The following is a 15,807-nucleotide window of genomic DNA, read 5'->3' as shown; positions in this document are numbered from 1 at the left end:
TTAGCGCCGCGGCGGTATATTTGTCATCCCGCTAGCGGGATCTAGAGATACCGCGGCGGTATGACGATAAGACACAAAGCCTAATGGAAAAAACTGCGAACGCCAGTGAAAAACATAGCAATTTTATTTTCATTTGCAGCTTTTATCACATCTTGATCTTTCAGCGAGCCGCCGGGCTGAATTATAGCTGTAATTCCATGTTTTGCACTTTCTACTATGCTATCTGGGAATGGAAAAAATGCATCTGAAGCAAGCACTGCACCTTTACATTTTTCACCTGCTTTTTTCACTGCAATGTTCACACTATCTATTCTGCTTGTTTGCCCTGCGCCGATGCCAATAGCACAACCATCTTTTGCTATAACTATTGCGTTGGATTTCACATGTTTACATATTTTCCAGGCAAAAATAAGATCTTCCTTTTCTTTTTCTGTTGTAGTGCACTTTGTTACTTGTTCTGCTTTTATTGTGTGGTCATTATTTTCTTGCACCAAAAACCCACCAATAACATTTTTAGTTTGGTATTTCACATTTTGTTGAAAAGATTTATGAATAATCACTCTTAAATTTTTCTTTCTTTGTAAAATTTTTAGTGCCTCATTGTTTACCGATGGTGCTATCACTACTTCCAAAAATATCTCGTTTAATTTTTCCGCTAGCTTTAAATCTATCTCCCGGTTTAAGGCAACTATACCACCAAAACTGCTTACTTCATCGCACGATAGAGCTTTTTCATATGCCTCCAAAGCATTATTACCAATAGCAGCGCCACATGGGTTATTATGCTTGATTATCACTGCTGCAGGCTCTTTAAACTCAGAAATTATGTTAAGTGCGGACTCTATATCTACTATATTATTATAACTCAACTCTTTTCCATGTAGTTTTTCCAACGGATATTCTGTAAATTGATTACTATAAAATGCAGCTTTTTGATGGGGATTTTCACCATACCTGAGTTCTTGTACTTTATGCCCGTATAGAGCAAAAAACTCTGGTAACTCATTATTTTTACTCTGGGATAAAAACCAACTGTGAATATTAGAATCGTAGTGTGCAGTGAGAGCAAATGCTTTGGTTGCTAAGTGTTTTCTATATTCCAATGTTGTTTCATTGTTATTTTTTATCATCTCAGCTTTTAGTGCTTCGTAGTCTTGAATGCTAGAAATAACTGAAGTAAAACGAAAGTTTTTTGCTGCAGCTCTAATTAATGCCACCCCGCCGATATCAATTTGTTCTATAATTTGCTCTTCATTTGAGCTGCTACTTACTGTCTCCCAAAATGGGTATAGGTTAGTTATAAGCAGGTCTATTGGCTCAATTTCTAGATCTTGCACTTCCTTTTTGTGCTTTTCTCGATCATAAAGTATTCCTCCATGAATTTTAGGGTGTAAAGTTTTTACTCTACCACCCAGTATCTCTGGAAATTGCGTATAATCTGATACTTCTTGCGTTTTTATTCCGGCATCAGATAGTGCTTTATAAGTATTGCCCGTTGAAAGAATTTCTATTTGTTGCTGCGTTAAAAACGATGCAAGATCAATTATATTCGTTTTATCGTATACTGATATTAAAGCTCTTTTTATTTTCATTTTTATATGGAAAGTTTTTTAAGATTATATCTAAGAAAAGAAAATTTGTCTATATATAGCTACTACGTCATACCGCCGCGGTATCCACAACTGTACGAACATTGTGATACAAGAGACCAAGAAAGATGTCACCCAGTCTGGGATCCAGAAAACTTCACTTTAAATGAGCACACCAGGTGGCTGTACAATAGAAACTGGATTCCAGACTGGAATGACACCATCTACTACTCAAATTACCTGCAAATTGCAATGTTCGTACACCAAAACGCGGTATCTTGTTGTAGATTCCGCTAACAAGCAGCGGAATACCAAATTGTAGAAGTTGCTTTAGCCCTCCTAACCCTCCCTTCAAAGCAGTCTATTCTATAAATTTTTTTACCATGCTTGATTTCAAGCCACGAATAAAATCTTCAATACTACAAGGATTTCTCCCTTCCATTTGTACAACTTTAGGAATTAAAGTGCCACCTTTTAAACTTATGTGCATATTATCGTTAACAATCTTACCTTGTTCTGAAGCGAGAGCTTCAAAATCAGCATCAAGTATCCTGATACGTTTATTCTCTATCTTGATGAATGCTTTTGGGTAAAACGCTTTAACTTTTCTATAAGCAACTTCACAGGCATCACTTGCATAAATTTTATAGTCTTCCACTTTGTCAGCGTAACATGCATCGTTATCGTTCTGTTTTAAGGGAAGCTGTTTTTCAATTTCGTTTAGCACTTTCAGCAGTAAATCACTGCCTAGCTTAGATAATTTATCATGCAATGTCTTGTAATTATCGTTCTTTTCGATAAGAAATTTTTCCTGTTTTAAAATAGGGCCGGAATCTAATCCTTCATCCAGTTGCATAATGCTAACCCCGGTTTCTTGATCTCCTGCTAAAATTGTGTGCTGTATCGGAGCTGCACCGCGCCACCTCGGTAGTAATGAAGGATGAATATTAATACAACCATATTTAGGAATATTCAAAATTTCTCTTGGAAGTATCAATCCATACGCAGCTACAACTGCAACGTCTGGCTTGAAATTTCTAAATTTTTCTTGCTCTGCCGAGAACTTTAGAGAGATAGGAGTACATACCTCTATGTTACTTTCTTCAGCGATAACATGTACTGGAGATTTCATTGGCTTCTGTCCACGCCCCGAAGGTTTTGGAGCCTTGGTGTATACTGTCACCACTTCGCTCTTTGATTTCAGTAACAAGCTCAGAGAATTAACAGCAAATCCTGGTGATCCCATGAAAATAATTCTCATGGTGTTTTTGCTTTAAGAATTCTCCGCTAATTTACCACTTACAGTTTCTACTAATTTGGCAAAATCATCCTTATAATTAACTGCCATCTCAGCAAGAATTTTTCTATTTAAATCAATGCCGGCAAGTGTAAGACCATGCATAAACCTACCATAAGTAAGCCCATGCTCTCTTGCTGCTGCATTAATACGTATTATCCATAAGCTACGGAAATCACGTTTACGGGTTCTTCTGTCTCTATAAGCATATTGCAGTGCTTTTTCAACTCTTTGTAATGCAATTCTATAACAACTTTTTGCGCGCCCTCTATAACCCTTTGCCAGTTTCAATATTTTTTTATGACGAGCGTGAGTAGTGACTCCACGTTTTACCCGAGCCATTTTATTTTACCTCCATTTTGTTAAATACCGTAAGGCATATGAAGCTTAACTATACGCGAGTCAGATTTACCAAGAATCGTTGTACCGCGCTGATTACGAATATTAGATTTACTTCTCTTTACCATGCCATGCCTTTTGCCTGACTGAGTAGAAATAACTTTACCCTTAGCTGTAAGGTGAAAGCGCTTTTTCACAGAAGATTTGGTTTTTAATTTTATTTTCTTCATATTCCAAATAAATTTACAAGCACTACTATTGAGTTCTTTAATAGTAATTAAGCATTAGTATAAATAATTTTATTAAAGAATCAAATTAAAATTGTATATTAAAGGAGTTTAAAAGTAATTACGCCCAATATGTGTGTTATACCTTCTTTATTCCCAAGTGGCAACAATACTTGCCTCATTTTAACACTTTCACTTTCTTCCTCTTCATTGATCGGGCATTTACTCTCTATTACAGTATCAAGTTTATCAATAACTGCATCTATTTTATATAGTCGCAAAAATGGTGCATCAATTGCATACTTATTATCAATGCGCGTCTTTTTCTCAAAACCATAGAATTCAACAGCCTTTTCTCCTGCATTTTCACAAATATAACCTTGATCCTTGACTTCAATGACAAAACAATGCTGCCATGATTCCATTATTTCTGCAGTGTCTATTTCATGCCTTTCTGGCCAATCTCTGTCTGATCCTTTTATGTCATTCCAGTGTTGAGTCACCACATTTGCTATTCTTTTTTCTTTGCCTACATAAATTTCCATTCCAATTTCCACATATAAAACACAGATATGAGGTAAATTTATCGTGAATATATTGATTTTTTCTTACCACAAGGTGCATGTCACTAGAAGTTCTGAGATCTAGAGAGTGGTATTGATTTTATTTCCATTACAACTTATTATTTATAGATAACCTCAATAAAAACGATGAAGCTAAACGAAATCAGAGAAAGATTTATAAAATTTTTTGTAAATAATGACCACGAGCAGGTTTCTTCTTCTCCTTTGATTCCAGAACATGACCCAACGCTCATGTTCACAAATGCTGGTATGGTGCAGTTTAAAAATATTTTTACTGGTGCTCAAAAAACTGAAATGAAACGTGCTGTCTCAAGTCAAAAGTGCCTAAGAGCAGGCGGTAAACACAATGATCTGGAAAATGTTGGCTATACAACTCGGCATCACACATTTTTTGAAATGCTCGGAAATTTTAGCTTCGGTGATTACTTTAAGGAAACTGCGATAGAATTTGCGTGGGAATTTATCACTAAAGAGTTATCTCTTGATAAAAACAGACTATCCATAACCGTCTACCATACTGATGATGAGGCGTACGAGATTTGGCGTAAGATAAGTGGCTTTTCAAGTGATAAAATCATAAGAATTACAACGGATGATAACTTTTGGAGTATGGGAAGCACTGGTCCGTGCGGTCCATGTTCTGAAATTTTTTATGACCATGGGAGTCCTAATTTACAAGAGGGCGATAGAATTGTTGAAATCTGGAATCTGGTATTCATGGAGTTTAACAAAGATGAAGAAGGTAATTTACACAAATTGCCAAAAAAATGCATCGATACTGGAATGGGCCTTGAAAGAATAGCGGCTGTTATGCAAAACGTCCATGATAACTATGATATTGATCTATTTTCTGCTCTGATAAGTAAATCACAAGAGTACTGTGGAAGAACGGAAAATAAAATAGCGCATAAGATCATAGCAGATCATCTTCGCGCGGCTGCATTTCTCATCGCAGAAGGAGTGCTTCCTGGAAATGAGGGCAGGAATTACGTATTACGCAGATTAATTAGGAGAGCCACACGTTATATTCACCTGCTTGGATATAATGATTCCCTACTCCATCGTATTTTTCCAGTGTTGATAGATAGCACGAGTTCGGCTTATATGGGAGCTGAATTAGTCAGAGCTAAAAGCTTAATAGAAACGACGTTAAAATCAGAGGAAGAAAACTTTAAAGACACTTTGATGAAAGGTATCAATCTCCTGGAGAAATTCACTACAGATTTAAAATCGGGCGATACTTTGCCTGGAGAATCAGCGTTTAAGCTATATGACACCTACGGATTTCCTTTGGATATTACACTTGATATTTTAAAAGAGAAAAAAATAAATTTTGACCAAAAGGGTTTTGATGATGCAATGGGAGAACAAAAAGAGAGAGCACGTGCTAAATGGGCTGGATCTGGTGAAAAATCTGTTGAGCAAGTATGGTTTGATTTGATCAATAAATTTGGCAAAACAAAATTTGTTGGTTATGAGTTCAATGAAGTAAGTGATGCGAAAATACTAGCTATAGTTTCCTCTAAAAATGAAGTAATTGATTCTGCAAAGGAGGGAGAAAAGATAACCATTATACTTGATAAAACACCTTTTTATGGCGAGTCAGGTGGACAAGTGGGAGATACTGGCAATCTGATCAAATCTGATAGAAGTATTATTATAGTCGAGAATACCAATAAGGTTAATGACCTATATTTGCACAGATGCATAGTTAAGTTCGGTTCAATTTGTAAAGGTAACACAGTTGCAGCAAGCATTGACAAGGAAAGAAGGCAAACCTTAAGAAGAAATCATTCAGCTACACATCTTCTGCACTTTACACTCAGAAAAATTCTAGGTGATCATGTCACTCAAAAAGGTTCCCTAGTTGCACCGGATAAGTTACGATTTGACTTTAGTCATAACACTCAAGTTACTCAGGATCAGCTATTCTTAGTAGAAGATATGGTAAACTCTCTAATCAGAGAAAACCTTTCTACGTCTACAAAAATTCAGAGCATGAATCAGGCAATAGACGAAGGAGCTATGGCGTTATTCGGCGAAAAATATAGCGATCAAGTAAGAGTAGTGAAGATTGGAGATTCAAGGGAACTGTGTGGTGGCACACACGTTGAACATACTGGAGAAATTGGTTTGTTTAAGATAGTAACAGAGAGTTCTGTTGCTTTTGGAGTGAGGAGAATTGAAGCTTTAACTGGTCAGGAAGCAATCAATTATGTACGTGATAATGAAATTAACTTAAAAAAAGTTGCAGAATTCGTAAAAGCGCCAGTGAGTGAAATAACAAGGAGATTAAGTATTTTAAGTCAAGAACACAAAAAATCCGAAACCAAAATAAAAAACCTATATAAAAAGCTTGTGAGTGCAGAGAATATAAAAAGCACCGAAATAAATGGAATAAATTTTATAAGCCACACTTTCACTGATATTCCAGCAAATGTAATAAGAGAGTTTGTTTTGCAGCAACAAAAACCAAAAACGGTAATAGCTTTTACGGCAACAGAAAAAGATAAAACAGTCTTGATTATTAAAGTAAGTAAAGACTTAATCAATAAGATTAGCGCAAAAGAACTAATATCCATAGCAGTTAAAAAGAACTGTGGTGGGAATGCTGAACTTGCACAAACAGGCTGTGATAGCAATAAAATAGATGATGCCATTACAGCCATTTATAGCAAAATAACAGCTTCTAAGCACTCTACGTCATACCACCACGAACCGTCATACCGCCGCGGCGCTAACAAGCAGCGGGATACTTAACCATCGTCTACACCGTCATACCGCGATTCATTCGCGGTATCTCTTAGCCGCTAACAAGAGATCCCGCTAACAAGCAGCGGGATGACGAATTACTATGCCGCCGCGAACCGTCATACCGTTGCAAACCGTCATACCGCGATTCATTCGCGGTATCTCTTAGCATAGATCCCGCTACCTGTTAGCGGGATGACGGTTGTCAGGCTAGCTGTCATCCAAGTAGCTCGACTACTTGGATCCAGGAAAAAGAATGGTGTCATGAAAGTAGCTGACACTGATTCCTTTATGATGGTGTCATCCCAGTGCCCAGACACTGGGATCCAGGAAACTTAATTGCAAGTAATGCATTGGATTTGGTGAGTATGGGTTTTGCGTTATAGAATGAAGCACTTTTGGTGAATTTATAAAGAAAGCTGGATGCCAGTGGGCTTTGTTGCATCGCTCAAGTGAAAAGAACTGGCAGTTACTGACAAAATTCATTATAAATAGCGATTTAACTGTTGAAGAAAAAATATGCCACAAAAAATGAGGGTCAGTAACCATAGCGAATATAACAAATTTCTAGAAAAAAGAGGAAATATTTTTCATTATATCAACGAAGCCATAGAAAAGTGGTACGAGAATGGTCCAAAAATACCAGGTGGCAACAATATTTATAGCGATAAAGTTGTAATTTTGGTGCACATAATAACTTGTTTATTTAGAATAGGCCTGAGGCAAACAGTTGGGTTTATAGCAGGATACCTTGAGCAAATTGGGAAAAATTTGCAAGTTATCAGCTATTCACAATCATCAAGAAGGTTTAAGAAACTCAATATTAAGATCAATGATTGCAGAATTGATAAAAATAATATGGAAGATATCGAAATTGCTATAGACAGTACAGGAATTAGTATATACAACAACACTCCTGGTCATAGCAAAGAAAATAGCGAAGATAGAAAGTATCGCAGCTATGAACAGACAAGAAAATTGCATGTAATGTTGAATACAAACAGCAAAAAAGCCATAGCTGTAAAATACAGTAACGGTCTGATCACTATGGAGCTTGTGATTTGCTAAAAGAAGTCGATTTTCAGTATGTCATAAAAGTACTATATGCAGATAGGGCATATGACAGAGAAAAGCTCTATAAGCTGTGTAATCAATATGGTATAAAAACGAAAATTCCTCCGAAAAACAACGCAGCAGAGCATCCAAAATTGGATTATATGCTTGATAGAAATGCCGCTATTCAGTTAATGAAATTACATGGTGAGAATGGTATAAAAAGATGGAAAGAAGAAGTAAATTACGGAAAAAGATCGTATATTGAAGGATTTTTCTCAAGGTTGAAGCGAATATTTGGGTTTAGTTTTAGGAGCAAATCTGAAATTAATCGTGAGAAGGAACTGCTACTCAAGTGTTATTTGCTTAACAAATTTACTGAAATAGGCATGGCTAAGTTTGAGATAGCTTCATGAATTTATTGTACGTTACCTACTATCCGAAGAGCGATGCAACAAAGCCATCCCAGTGTCACGCACTGGGATGACATCATCCTTTTTTTTGGATTCCAGCGTCACGCGCTGGAATGACACCTCTCTTGGGCTCTCTTAGCTATAAATATTAAGGAATTTACCAAACGAAAAAAAAGGCAAAAAAAGCCCCGTGGTTGGCTAATTACTTACATTATACTTTCAAGTATGGCGTTTTTTTATTCTAAACGCTTAATAACCGCGATTTAGTTGCTTTTAAGCCGCAACTAATCTAAATTATAAACATTAAGAAATTTACTAAACAGAAAAAAAGGCAAAAGAAACCCTAGGGTAGCTAGTTATTCACTATCCATTTTTTAAATCGGCGTTTTTTGATGTTTTAAATAGCGCATTTCAGCTTATATTAGGTAAAAACCTAGAAATTTTATAAAGACATAAGGTGCACATAGTGCAAAAAATTAAACATGGGACGCCAGATACGTGAGTTTTTTTGTCATTTAATCTGTACAGAGAAGATAAATAAATAGCTTCAGTTTCATGATAAGGGAGCTGGCGAAGGGTGTCAAGTAAGTTTTTTCGTTTCTATTTCCAATAAAAGTTTGTTATATGGTTATGCAAGAAGTCTATTTAATAGCGCTTTCTATGAGAGAAATCGTATTATCCATTCCATAAAGCTTTATGAAAGATCCCATTCTTGGACCGGTTTTTTGGCCAAGTAACGTTTCATATAATAGCTGAAACCAGTCACGTAAGTTAGTGTAATCATATTTTTTTCCAATAGAAAATACCTGAGATTGAATTTCTTCAGCAGTAGCAGTTATAGATAGAGAATGTAAAGTGTCCTTCAAATCTAGTAACGCTTCTTTCTCTTTTTCATTTGGAGTTTTATATGATTTTGTTGGCTTGATAAAATCGTGATAATACTTTACTGCAAAGTCTGAAAGTCTATCAAGCATTTTATTATTTTCTGGTGTAACGTTTGGTGCATAAGAGGATATAAAACCCCATAGGATCTCTTTGTTTTCAGCATTACAAGCTGCTGCTAGGTTTAAAAGTAGTGAGAAATTTATGCCTGAAGTTTCTATACTGGGAACATTGCCCTGGTGAATGTGCCAAGCAGGATTATTTATATCCTTTTCTTTGTTCTCATGATAACGCTTTACAAACTCTAAATATTCATCAGTTGATTTTGGTATCACATCAAAATATAAACGTTTAGCTTTTTTAGGACTCTGAAAAATGTACAATGCTAAGCTCTCTGTTGGTGCGTAAGTTAGCCACTCTTCAATTGAAATGCCATTTCCTTTTGATTTTGATATTTTCTTTCCTTCTTTATCAAGGAAAAGCTCGTAGCAAAACAGAAGTGGTGGCTTTTCTCCAAGTATTTCACATATTTGACTTGAAAGCACAGCAGATGGAGTTAAATCTTTTCCGTGAGCTTCGTAATTTACTCCAAATGCGGCCCACCTCATTCCCCAATCAGGTTTCCATTGCAGTTTACATTTTCCTTTTGTCACTGGAACTTCTATTTTTTCCCCGTTTGGGTCTTCATATGTGATTGTTCCTTTCTCTGTATTTGTTTCAATTACTGGAACTTGTAAAACTTGAGAAGTTTTTGGGCATATTGGCAAGAATGGACTATAAGTCTGCTGTCTTTCTTCCCGAAATGATGGAAGCATTACGTCCATCACTTTATCATAATTTTTCAGTAAGAGTAAAAGTTTTTCATCGTAAACGCCAGATTTATAACACTCTGTTGCACTCCTGAACTCGTATTCAAATTCAAACATATCAAGAAATTTACACAACAATGAATTCATATGATGACCATAACTCTGATGAGTGCCAAATGGATCAGGTATCATAGTCAATGGTTTATTTAAGTGCTCTCTTAGCATCTCTTGATTTGGCACATTATCTGGTATTTTTCGCAAACCATCCATATCATCTGAAACTGCAATGATTTTGGTTTTTATACCAGGAGCTATTTTTTTTAATGCATTTACAATAACTGTAGTGCGGAAAACCTCTCCAAAGGTTCCTATGTGGGGTAAACCAGAGGGTCCATAACCAGTTTCAAATATTATTTCTTTTTTATTAGGAAACTCTTGCAATATTTTTTCTGCTTCTTGAAATGGCCAACTTGTCATTATCGGGATTAAATAATGTATCTTAACTTAAAGTGCTACTAGTTTCAATGGATTTTTAATATAATGATATAGTATTAGTGTTAGAGCTATTATTAGAAGGTTAAAGATATGTCCACAGGTAGTATACAAACAGATCAATTATTTAAAGGTCTTACAAGACCTGCAATGCTCTTTGGTGTGAGTTATATGTTTGCAATATTAAACGTCCTGATTTGCATGCTAATTTTCATTAATTCAAATGATTTAAGAGTGGTTCTCTTAATGTTACCAGGTATGCATGGACTTGGTTATATAGCTTCTGCAAAAGAACCGTTGTTTATTGAATTATTTATGGTAAAATTGGGAAAGTGCTCGAAATGTTTAAATCGTTTTTACCATGGAGCCAATTCTTATGATATTGCTTAACGTTGTGTGATGCTGAGGTTTAGGGCTATTCAATCAAAGAATAAATCTACTCTGAACAGGGAAGTTCACGCTGCTGAATTTATTCCTTATTCTTGCTATTGGAATAGCACAACCTTGATGACAAAAGAAAATTGGTTGGTTAAGGTTATAAAATTAAGTGGTTTTGCATTTGAAACTGCCGATGACGAGGATTTAGTCATACAGAACAACATCAGGAATCAGATGCTAAGAAGCATTTCATCTCCGGCATTTAGTTTGTATTTTCATACTATCAGACGTAAGAAAAATATTTTTTCTGATGAATTTGCAAGTCAAGGTTTGCCGAATTTTTTCGCTAATCACGTAAATCTAAAATGGAGAGAAAAACACGCAACAAGGCAATCATTTATTAATGACCTATACATTACGATTATCCGTAGAGCGGACACAAAAGGAGTAGAATTTTTGTCACATCTACTAAAAAAATTCGGACATGTAACTTCAAAACATGCTTGGGAAAGTGATATACGTGCCACGTATGAAGATTTAGAGGAAACGACAAATCGTGTAGTGACAAGCCTTAGAAATTATTCGCCTAAAATTCTTGGAGTAAAAGAAACTCCAGATGGTTTGTTCTGCGAAATAATGGAGTTTCTATCTAGAATCGTAAATTGTGGCTTCGTTACAAATACGCTTTTTCCGCTAAGAACTGAAATATCAAGATACTTACCAGTACATAGGTTATTCTTTGGCCGTAAGATGATACAGGTTGTGACTCATAATGAGAGTAAATATGCTGGAATAATTAGTATCAAAGAATATGGAAATCATACTTCTGCAGGAATGCTTGATTCGTTTTTACAACTTCCTTACGAGTTTATAATTACGCAATCTTTTCAATTTATAAACAGGCAAATGGCGATTGGAAAAATGCAGATACAGCAAAATCGAATGATACAGTCTGCAGATAAAGCTATTTCTCAAATAGCAGAAATTTCTCAAGCGCTTGATGACGCAATGAGTGGTAAGATTGCGTTTGGTCAACATCACCTGACTATTTTATGTATAGAAAAAAGTCCTAAATCATTGGATAACGCTCTGTCGTTGGTAGAATCAGAGCTTTCTAATTGCGGTGTTTACCCTATACGTGAGAGAGTTAACCTTGAACCAGCATTTTGGGCGCAAATTCCTGGTAATTTCGATTATATAGTGAGAAAAGCTACAATAAGTAGTCTTAATTTGGCTGGATTTGCATCTCAACATAATTATCCTACTGGTAATAAATTCAATAACCACTGGGGAGATGCCGTTACAGTTTTTGACACGACATCTGGTACTCCATTTTTTTTCAACTTTCATATAAGGGATGTTGGACACACTATGATAATTGGCCCAACTGGTGCTGGTAAAACTGTTTTAATGAATTTCCTGTGTGCCCAAGCGATGAAGTTTTCTCCAAGGATATTCTTTTTTGATAAAGATCGCGGTGCAGAGATTTTCTTAAGAGCACTTAGTGGTATCTATACTGTAATAGAACCAAGAACTAAAACAAATTTTAATCCTTTACAACTTGATGATACCTCTGATAATAGAACATTTTTAATGGAGTGGATAAAGTCTTTAATTTCGGTATATAATGATAAATTTACTTCAGAAGATATTGCACGAATTAATGATGCAATTGAAGGAAATTTTAAATTAAGAAAAGAAGACAGATTCTTGAGAAACCTCGTACCGTTTTTAGGGCTTGCAGGTCCTGATACTCTAGCTGGGGCAATATCTATGTGGCATGATAATGGTTCTCATGCTGCAATATTTGACAATAAAGAAGATTTGCTAGATTTTTCACGAGCAAGAGTATTTGGTTTTGAGATGGCTAGCTTGCTCAAAGATCCTGTTGCTCTTGGACCGGTCTTGATTTATTTATTTCATAGGATTAGTATATCTCTTGATGGCACTCCATCTATTATCGTTCTTGATGAGGCATGGGCGTTAATAGATAATCCAGTTTTTGCACCCAAGATAAAAGACTGGTTGAAGGTACTGAGAAAACTAAATGCTTTTGTGATTTTTGCTACTCAGAGTGTTGAGGATGCAAGTAAAAGTACTATTAGCGATACGCTTGTACAACAAACAGCGACACAGATTTTTTTACCAAATCTGAAAGCTACTAGTGTCTATCGGGATGTTTTTATGTTAACTGAACGTGAATATATATTAATTAAGCACACAGATCCGAGTACTAGATTCTTTTTGGTGAAACAAGGAGTCAATGCTGTAGTAGCTAGAATAGACTTAAAAGGCCTGGATGATATAATCAACGTATTATCCGGACGTGCAGAAAGTGTTCTATTGTTACACGATATATTAAATGAAGTTGGGGACAACCCAAAAGTATGGTTGCCTATATTTTATCAGAAGGTAAAAAATGTTTAAGACTAAGCTGTCATTGCTATTAATTGCGATATTTTTACTAAATATAGACTTTTTACTCTCATATCCAGTGCTTGCAGATGGAGTAAGTGGTACTGACAAGACAGAATTTGTTAGCAGATTTAATTCCACTGGCAGTTTTAGTCGTGCCTCTAATCCTGATTGTGGAGCGTTTAAAACAGCTGCAGCACTTGCTGGAATAGCGATTGCTGTTGGCGCAATATTTACTGGCATTGTTTTGATCGTTTCTTCTGCTGGTTTGTTTACCGCTCTTGTTATTGTTGGAATGATAGCTGCAATTGTTGGAGTCTGGAAAGCGATAGGAGGGCTTGTTGTTTGTGAACATAGTTTTGTTAAACACCCAGTTGCACGTGATCATGATGGAAAATACAAAAATTTTAAATTAGAAGACACAGGTTATAGTGGCTGCACCAATGAAAATTACCAAACAGAAGAGGAATATTTTTCTTGTTTGCAAAATAAAGCTCGGGAAGACGTGAACAAAAAAGATTATGACGGGAAAAGAGCAGAAAAAGAAGCCTTAAATTCTAACGTTCAGGAGAGTACAGAGAGTTATTACTGGCCAAAAAACGGTGTGCAATACAGTGAATATATAGAAGTATGTCATCGAAACCCTTTAACTTTTGGTAATCTTTTTAACAAGAAAGACTTTGATTTCAGAAAAGAAACTGGATACATAGATTTTGATGTCAGGGAGAAAGATACTGGATATGTAGATGGGTCATGGTCCCCGAAGGTTGATGGTGAGCTGAAATGTAAAGTTCTCAAAGCAGGACAGAGCGAACCCATACATGGAGCTACATTTAAAGCAGTAAGAAAAATGGGCAGATTATGTGTGGAGTTAGCAAGTGTGAAAATGCTTGGTATCGAAATGACTCCTTGGCCGCAAGGGGTTGATATGGGGTGCACGGAATTGCCACCTGACCCACTTGCTCCTATGTGTGAAAAATCTGTGATGATATTCAAAAATAAAGATGGTACAGGAGAGGAAAAAGTTCCTATTGGTAATAATGATGACTATAAAACTATTATCAGATCTAAAGAAAAAAGACTCAACGGACAAGGGGGGAAAATTTTTGTAGGTTATGATAATGCTGGCTGTTTTAGCTCGTATGTTTCTGAAGCTTGTTATAACCAGGCAGGGAGTAAATCATTAGCTCCTATTCCCGTAACTTCTATGATAGTGCAATGCATTAAGGAATCGTTAGATAATTTAGTTGCAGGTAAAGGTGCACCAAATGGTGAGAGTTTTATATCTGTAGCACAGAAAAGGCTGAAAAACACTGTAACTGCTGTTTTAGTTTTAGCTTTAATACTGTTCTCTATAAAAGCCATGTCTGGTGGAGTTCAGAGGCCTCAAGAAATGTATATGTTGATCATAAAATTCGCTTTAGTGATTTACTTCACAACAGGCAGTACCATGTCTCATTATTATGGAGAATTAACTCGTCTCTCAAATGGTTTGTCAGAGATAGTGCTAAAAGCATCATCTGAAAGTAAAGGCATATGTAATTATAAAGCAGGTACAGATTATGAATATACTCGTGCAGGAAAGAGGGTATCTTACAGTTATCTTGCACCTTGGGATAGGCTTGATTGTAGAATTTTATTTTATTTAGGTGCCCCTTTAGATGGAATTGGTGGCAAAATTGGTACTGGAGGTGTTGCAACGTTAGCAGTCTTGCTTGGTGCTGCTCCTGTCTTATTAGTTGCAGGTTCGGTAATCGGTATTATTTTTGCTGGTGGACAAATTTTAGTAGCTCTTGTCTGTATATTTATGGCCGTTCTGATGATGATGGTTATTTTGTGGCTGTGCTATGTATTTATTTTATCTCTAGTTGCTTTAAGTGTAATCATCATTTTATCACCTTTGTTCATTCCTATGGTTTTATTCCAACACACCAAAGGATATTTTGAAGGCTGGGTGAAAGAGTTGATTACCTATAGCTTATACCCGATTATCCTTTTTGCGTTTTTGTCCTTTATGTTCATAGCATGTGATAAAATCTATTTTAAAAATTTAAATTTTGAACTGGACGAGTCATATAAAAATGAACAACCGGACAAGTCATATGAAAAGAAACAAGCAGAAATCTCATATAGTAAGAAAAAACAGTGGTTTAAATTGAAAAATGGGGAATGTGATAAAAATGAAACTACTCTTGCATGTATGATGCAAAATTATAGCTTTAAAAAGAGCAGCATACTTGGTCTATTCGACTTTACATACATGGAGTTTGGCAGCTCTCTCATCGGAGAATTATTAAAATTGTGTTTAGTATTATTCCTCTTTTACCACTTTTTAAACATTCTTCCTGGCATGGCTGCTGAACTTGCTGGTAACCATAGAGCAGCACTTGGCTCAGGTCAGACACCTGGACAAATGGTGGGCAAAGCTTTATCTGCTGCCAAAGCTGCTGCTGGGGGTGTTGCTGGAGTTGCTGGTGCTGCTGCTAAGAAGTTGAGTGGTGGAGACAAGAGTAAATCTCGAGGTTCTGGTTCTAGTAGCTCCGAGAGTGTTAACAAAAGCACTGAATGAGTTGGATTT

The 15,807-nt window shown here is 36.0% G+C and carries 13 protein-coding genes; 6 read left to right on the top strand and 7 right to left on the bottom strand.

Annotated elements, in window-relative coordinates; translation table 11 throughout:
• Nucleotides 1-80: 80 nt before the first annotated feature.
• The 5 genes from purH to AAGD51_RS03485 form a co-directional block, all read right to left on the bottom strand.
• Nucleotides 81-1,592, bottom strand: coding sequence for a bifunctional phosphoribosylaminoimidazolecarboxamide formyltransferase/IMP cyclohydrolase (purH, locus tag AAGD51_RS03510; RefSeq protein WP_077188401.1), 1,512 nt, complete (start codon nucleotides 1,590-1,592; stop codon nucleotides 81-83).
• 358 nt (nucleotides 1,593-1,950) lie between these two features.
• Entirely contained in the window at nucleotides 1,951-2,850 is a 900-nt protein-coding gene (gene fmt / locus AAGD51_RS03500) for a methionyl-tRNA formyltransferase (protein ID WP_077188399.1), read from the bottom strand.
• Between the two features lie 12 nt (nucleotides 2,851-2,862).
• Nucleotides 2,863-3,228: a 50S ribosomal protein L20 gene (gene rplT / locus AAGD51_RS03495; RefSeq protein WP_006279340.1), complete on the bottom strand. Its 366-nt coding sequence runs from the start codon at nucleotides 3,226-3,228 to the stop codon at nucleotides 2,863-2,865.
• A 20-nt stretch (nucleotides 3,229-3,248) separates the two neighbouring features.
• Nucleotides 3,249-3,455 carry a 50S ribosomal protein L35 gene (rpmI, locus tag AAGD51_RS03490; RefSeq protein ID WP_007548610.1) on the bottom strand — a complete coding sequence of 69 codons (207 nt, stop codon included), beginning with the start codon at nucleotides 3,453-3,455 and terminating at the stop codon, nucleotides 3,249-3,251.
• 98 nt (nucleotides 3,456-3,553) lie between these two features.
• Nucleotides 3,554-3,997, bottom strand: a complete 444-nt coding sequence (locus AAGD51_RS03485) for a PAS domain-containing protein (protein WP_010962890.1) — start codon at nucleotides 3,995-3,997, stop codon at nucleotides 3,554-3,556.
• Between the two features lie 165 nt (nucleotides 3,998-4,162).
• On the opposite strand from AAGD51_RS03485, the gene alaS reads away from it, so the two are divergent.
• On the top strand, nucleotides 4,163-6,796 hold the full coding sequence (alaS, locus tag AAGD51_RS03480) for an alanine--tRNA ligase (RefSeq protein WP_341810364.1): 2,634 nt from the start codon (nucleotides 4,163-4,165) through the stop codon (nucleotides 6,794-6,796).
• 280 nt (nucleotides 6,797-7,076) lie between these two features.
• Here alaS and AAGD51_RS03475 read toward each other — a convergent pair whose 3' ends face one another.
• Nucleotides 7,077-7,232 (bottom strand): hypothetical protein, encoded by a 156-nt coding sequence (locus AAGD51_RS03475; RefSeq protein ID WP_236514716.1) that lies wholly within the window; start codon nucleotides 7,230-7,232, stop codon nucleotides 7,077-7,079.
• A 74-nt stretch (nucleotides 7,233-7,306) separates the two neighbouring features.
• Between AAGD51_RS03475 and AAGD51_RS03470 the strand changes: the two genes are divergently transcribed.
• Nucleotides 7,307-7,855, top strand: a complete 549-nt coding sequence (locus AAGD51_RS03470; protein WP_236514710.1) for a transposase — start codon at nucleotides 7,307-7,309, stop codon at nucleotides 7,853-7,855.
• Nucleotides 7,849-8,256 (top strand): transposase, encoded by a 408-nt coding sequence (locus AAGD51_RS03465; protein ID WP_049973602.1) that lies wholly within the window; start codon nucleotides 7,849-7,851, stop codon nucleotides 8,254-8,256. The genes AAGD51_RS03470 and AAGD51_RS03465 overlap by 7 nt, the downstream gene beginning before the upstream one ends.
• A 638-nt stretch (nucleotides 8,257-8,894) precedes the next feature.
• On the opposite strand, the gene AAGD51_RS03460 is transcribed toward AAGD51_RS03465, so the two are convergent.
• Complete coding sequence (locus tag AAGD51_RS03460) at nucleotides 8,895-10,421, bottom strand: lysine--tRNA ligase (protein ID WP_236514718.1); 1,527 nt, start codon at nucleotides 10,419-10,421, stop codon at nucleotides 8,895-8,897.
• Nucleotides 10,422-10,529: 108 nt separating this feature from the next.
• On the opposite strand from AAGD51_RS03460, the gene AAGD51_RS03455 reads away from it, so the two are divergent.
• From AAGD51_RS03455 to AAGD51_RS03445, 3 genes are read left to right on the top strand one after another with little or no spacing between them, the layout of a single operon-like run.
• A complete protein-coding gene (locus AAGD51_RS03455) occupies nucleotides 10,530-10,826 on the top strand; it encodes a type IV secretion system protein VirB3 (protein WP_236514720.1) in 297 nt (98 codons plus the stop codon).
• A gap of 9 nt (nucleotides 10,827-10,835) precedes the next feature.
• The gene (locus AAGD51_RS03450) at nucleotides 10,836-13,241 is read left to right on the top strand and encodes a VirB4 family type IV secretion/conjugal transfer ATPase (protein WP_010962886.1); all 2,406 of its coding nucleotides are present in this window, start codon (nucleotides 10,836-10,838) and stop codon (nucleotides 13,239-13,241) included.
• On the top strand, nucleotides 13,234-15,798 hold the full coding sequence (locus tag AAGD51_RS03445) for a type IV secretion system protein (RefSeq protein ID WP_236514727.1): 2,565 nt from the start codon (nucleotides 13,234-13,236) through the stop codon (nucleotides 15,796-15,798). Before AAGD51_RS03450 ends, AAGD51_RS03445 begins: the two co-directional genes overlap by 8 nt.
• The last annotated feature ends 9 nt before the right edge of the window (nucleotides 15,799-15,807 follow it).

The sequence above is a fragment of the Wolbachia endosymbiont (group A) of Volucella bombylans genome, assembly GCF_964026965.1.
Lineage (GTDB): Bacteria > Pseudomonadota > Alphaproteobacteria > Rickettsiales > Anaplasmataceae > Wolbachia > Wolbachia pipientis.
The sequence above is the reverse complement of the archived record's forward strand: the minus strand, read 5'-3'. Positions and strand labels throughout refer to the sequence as shown.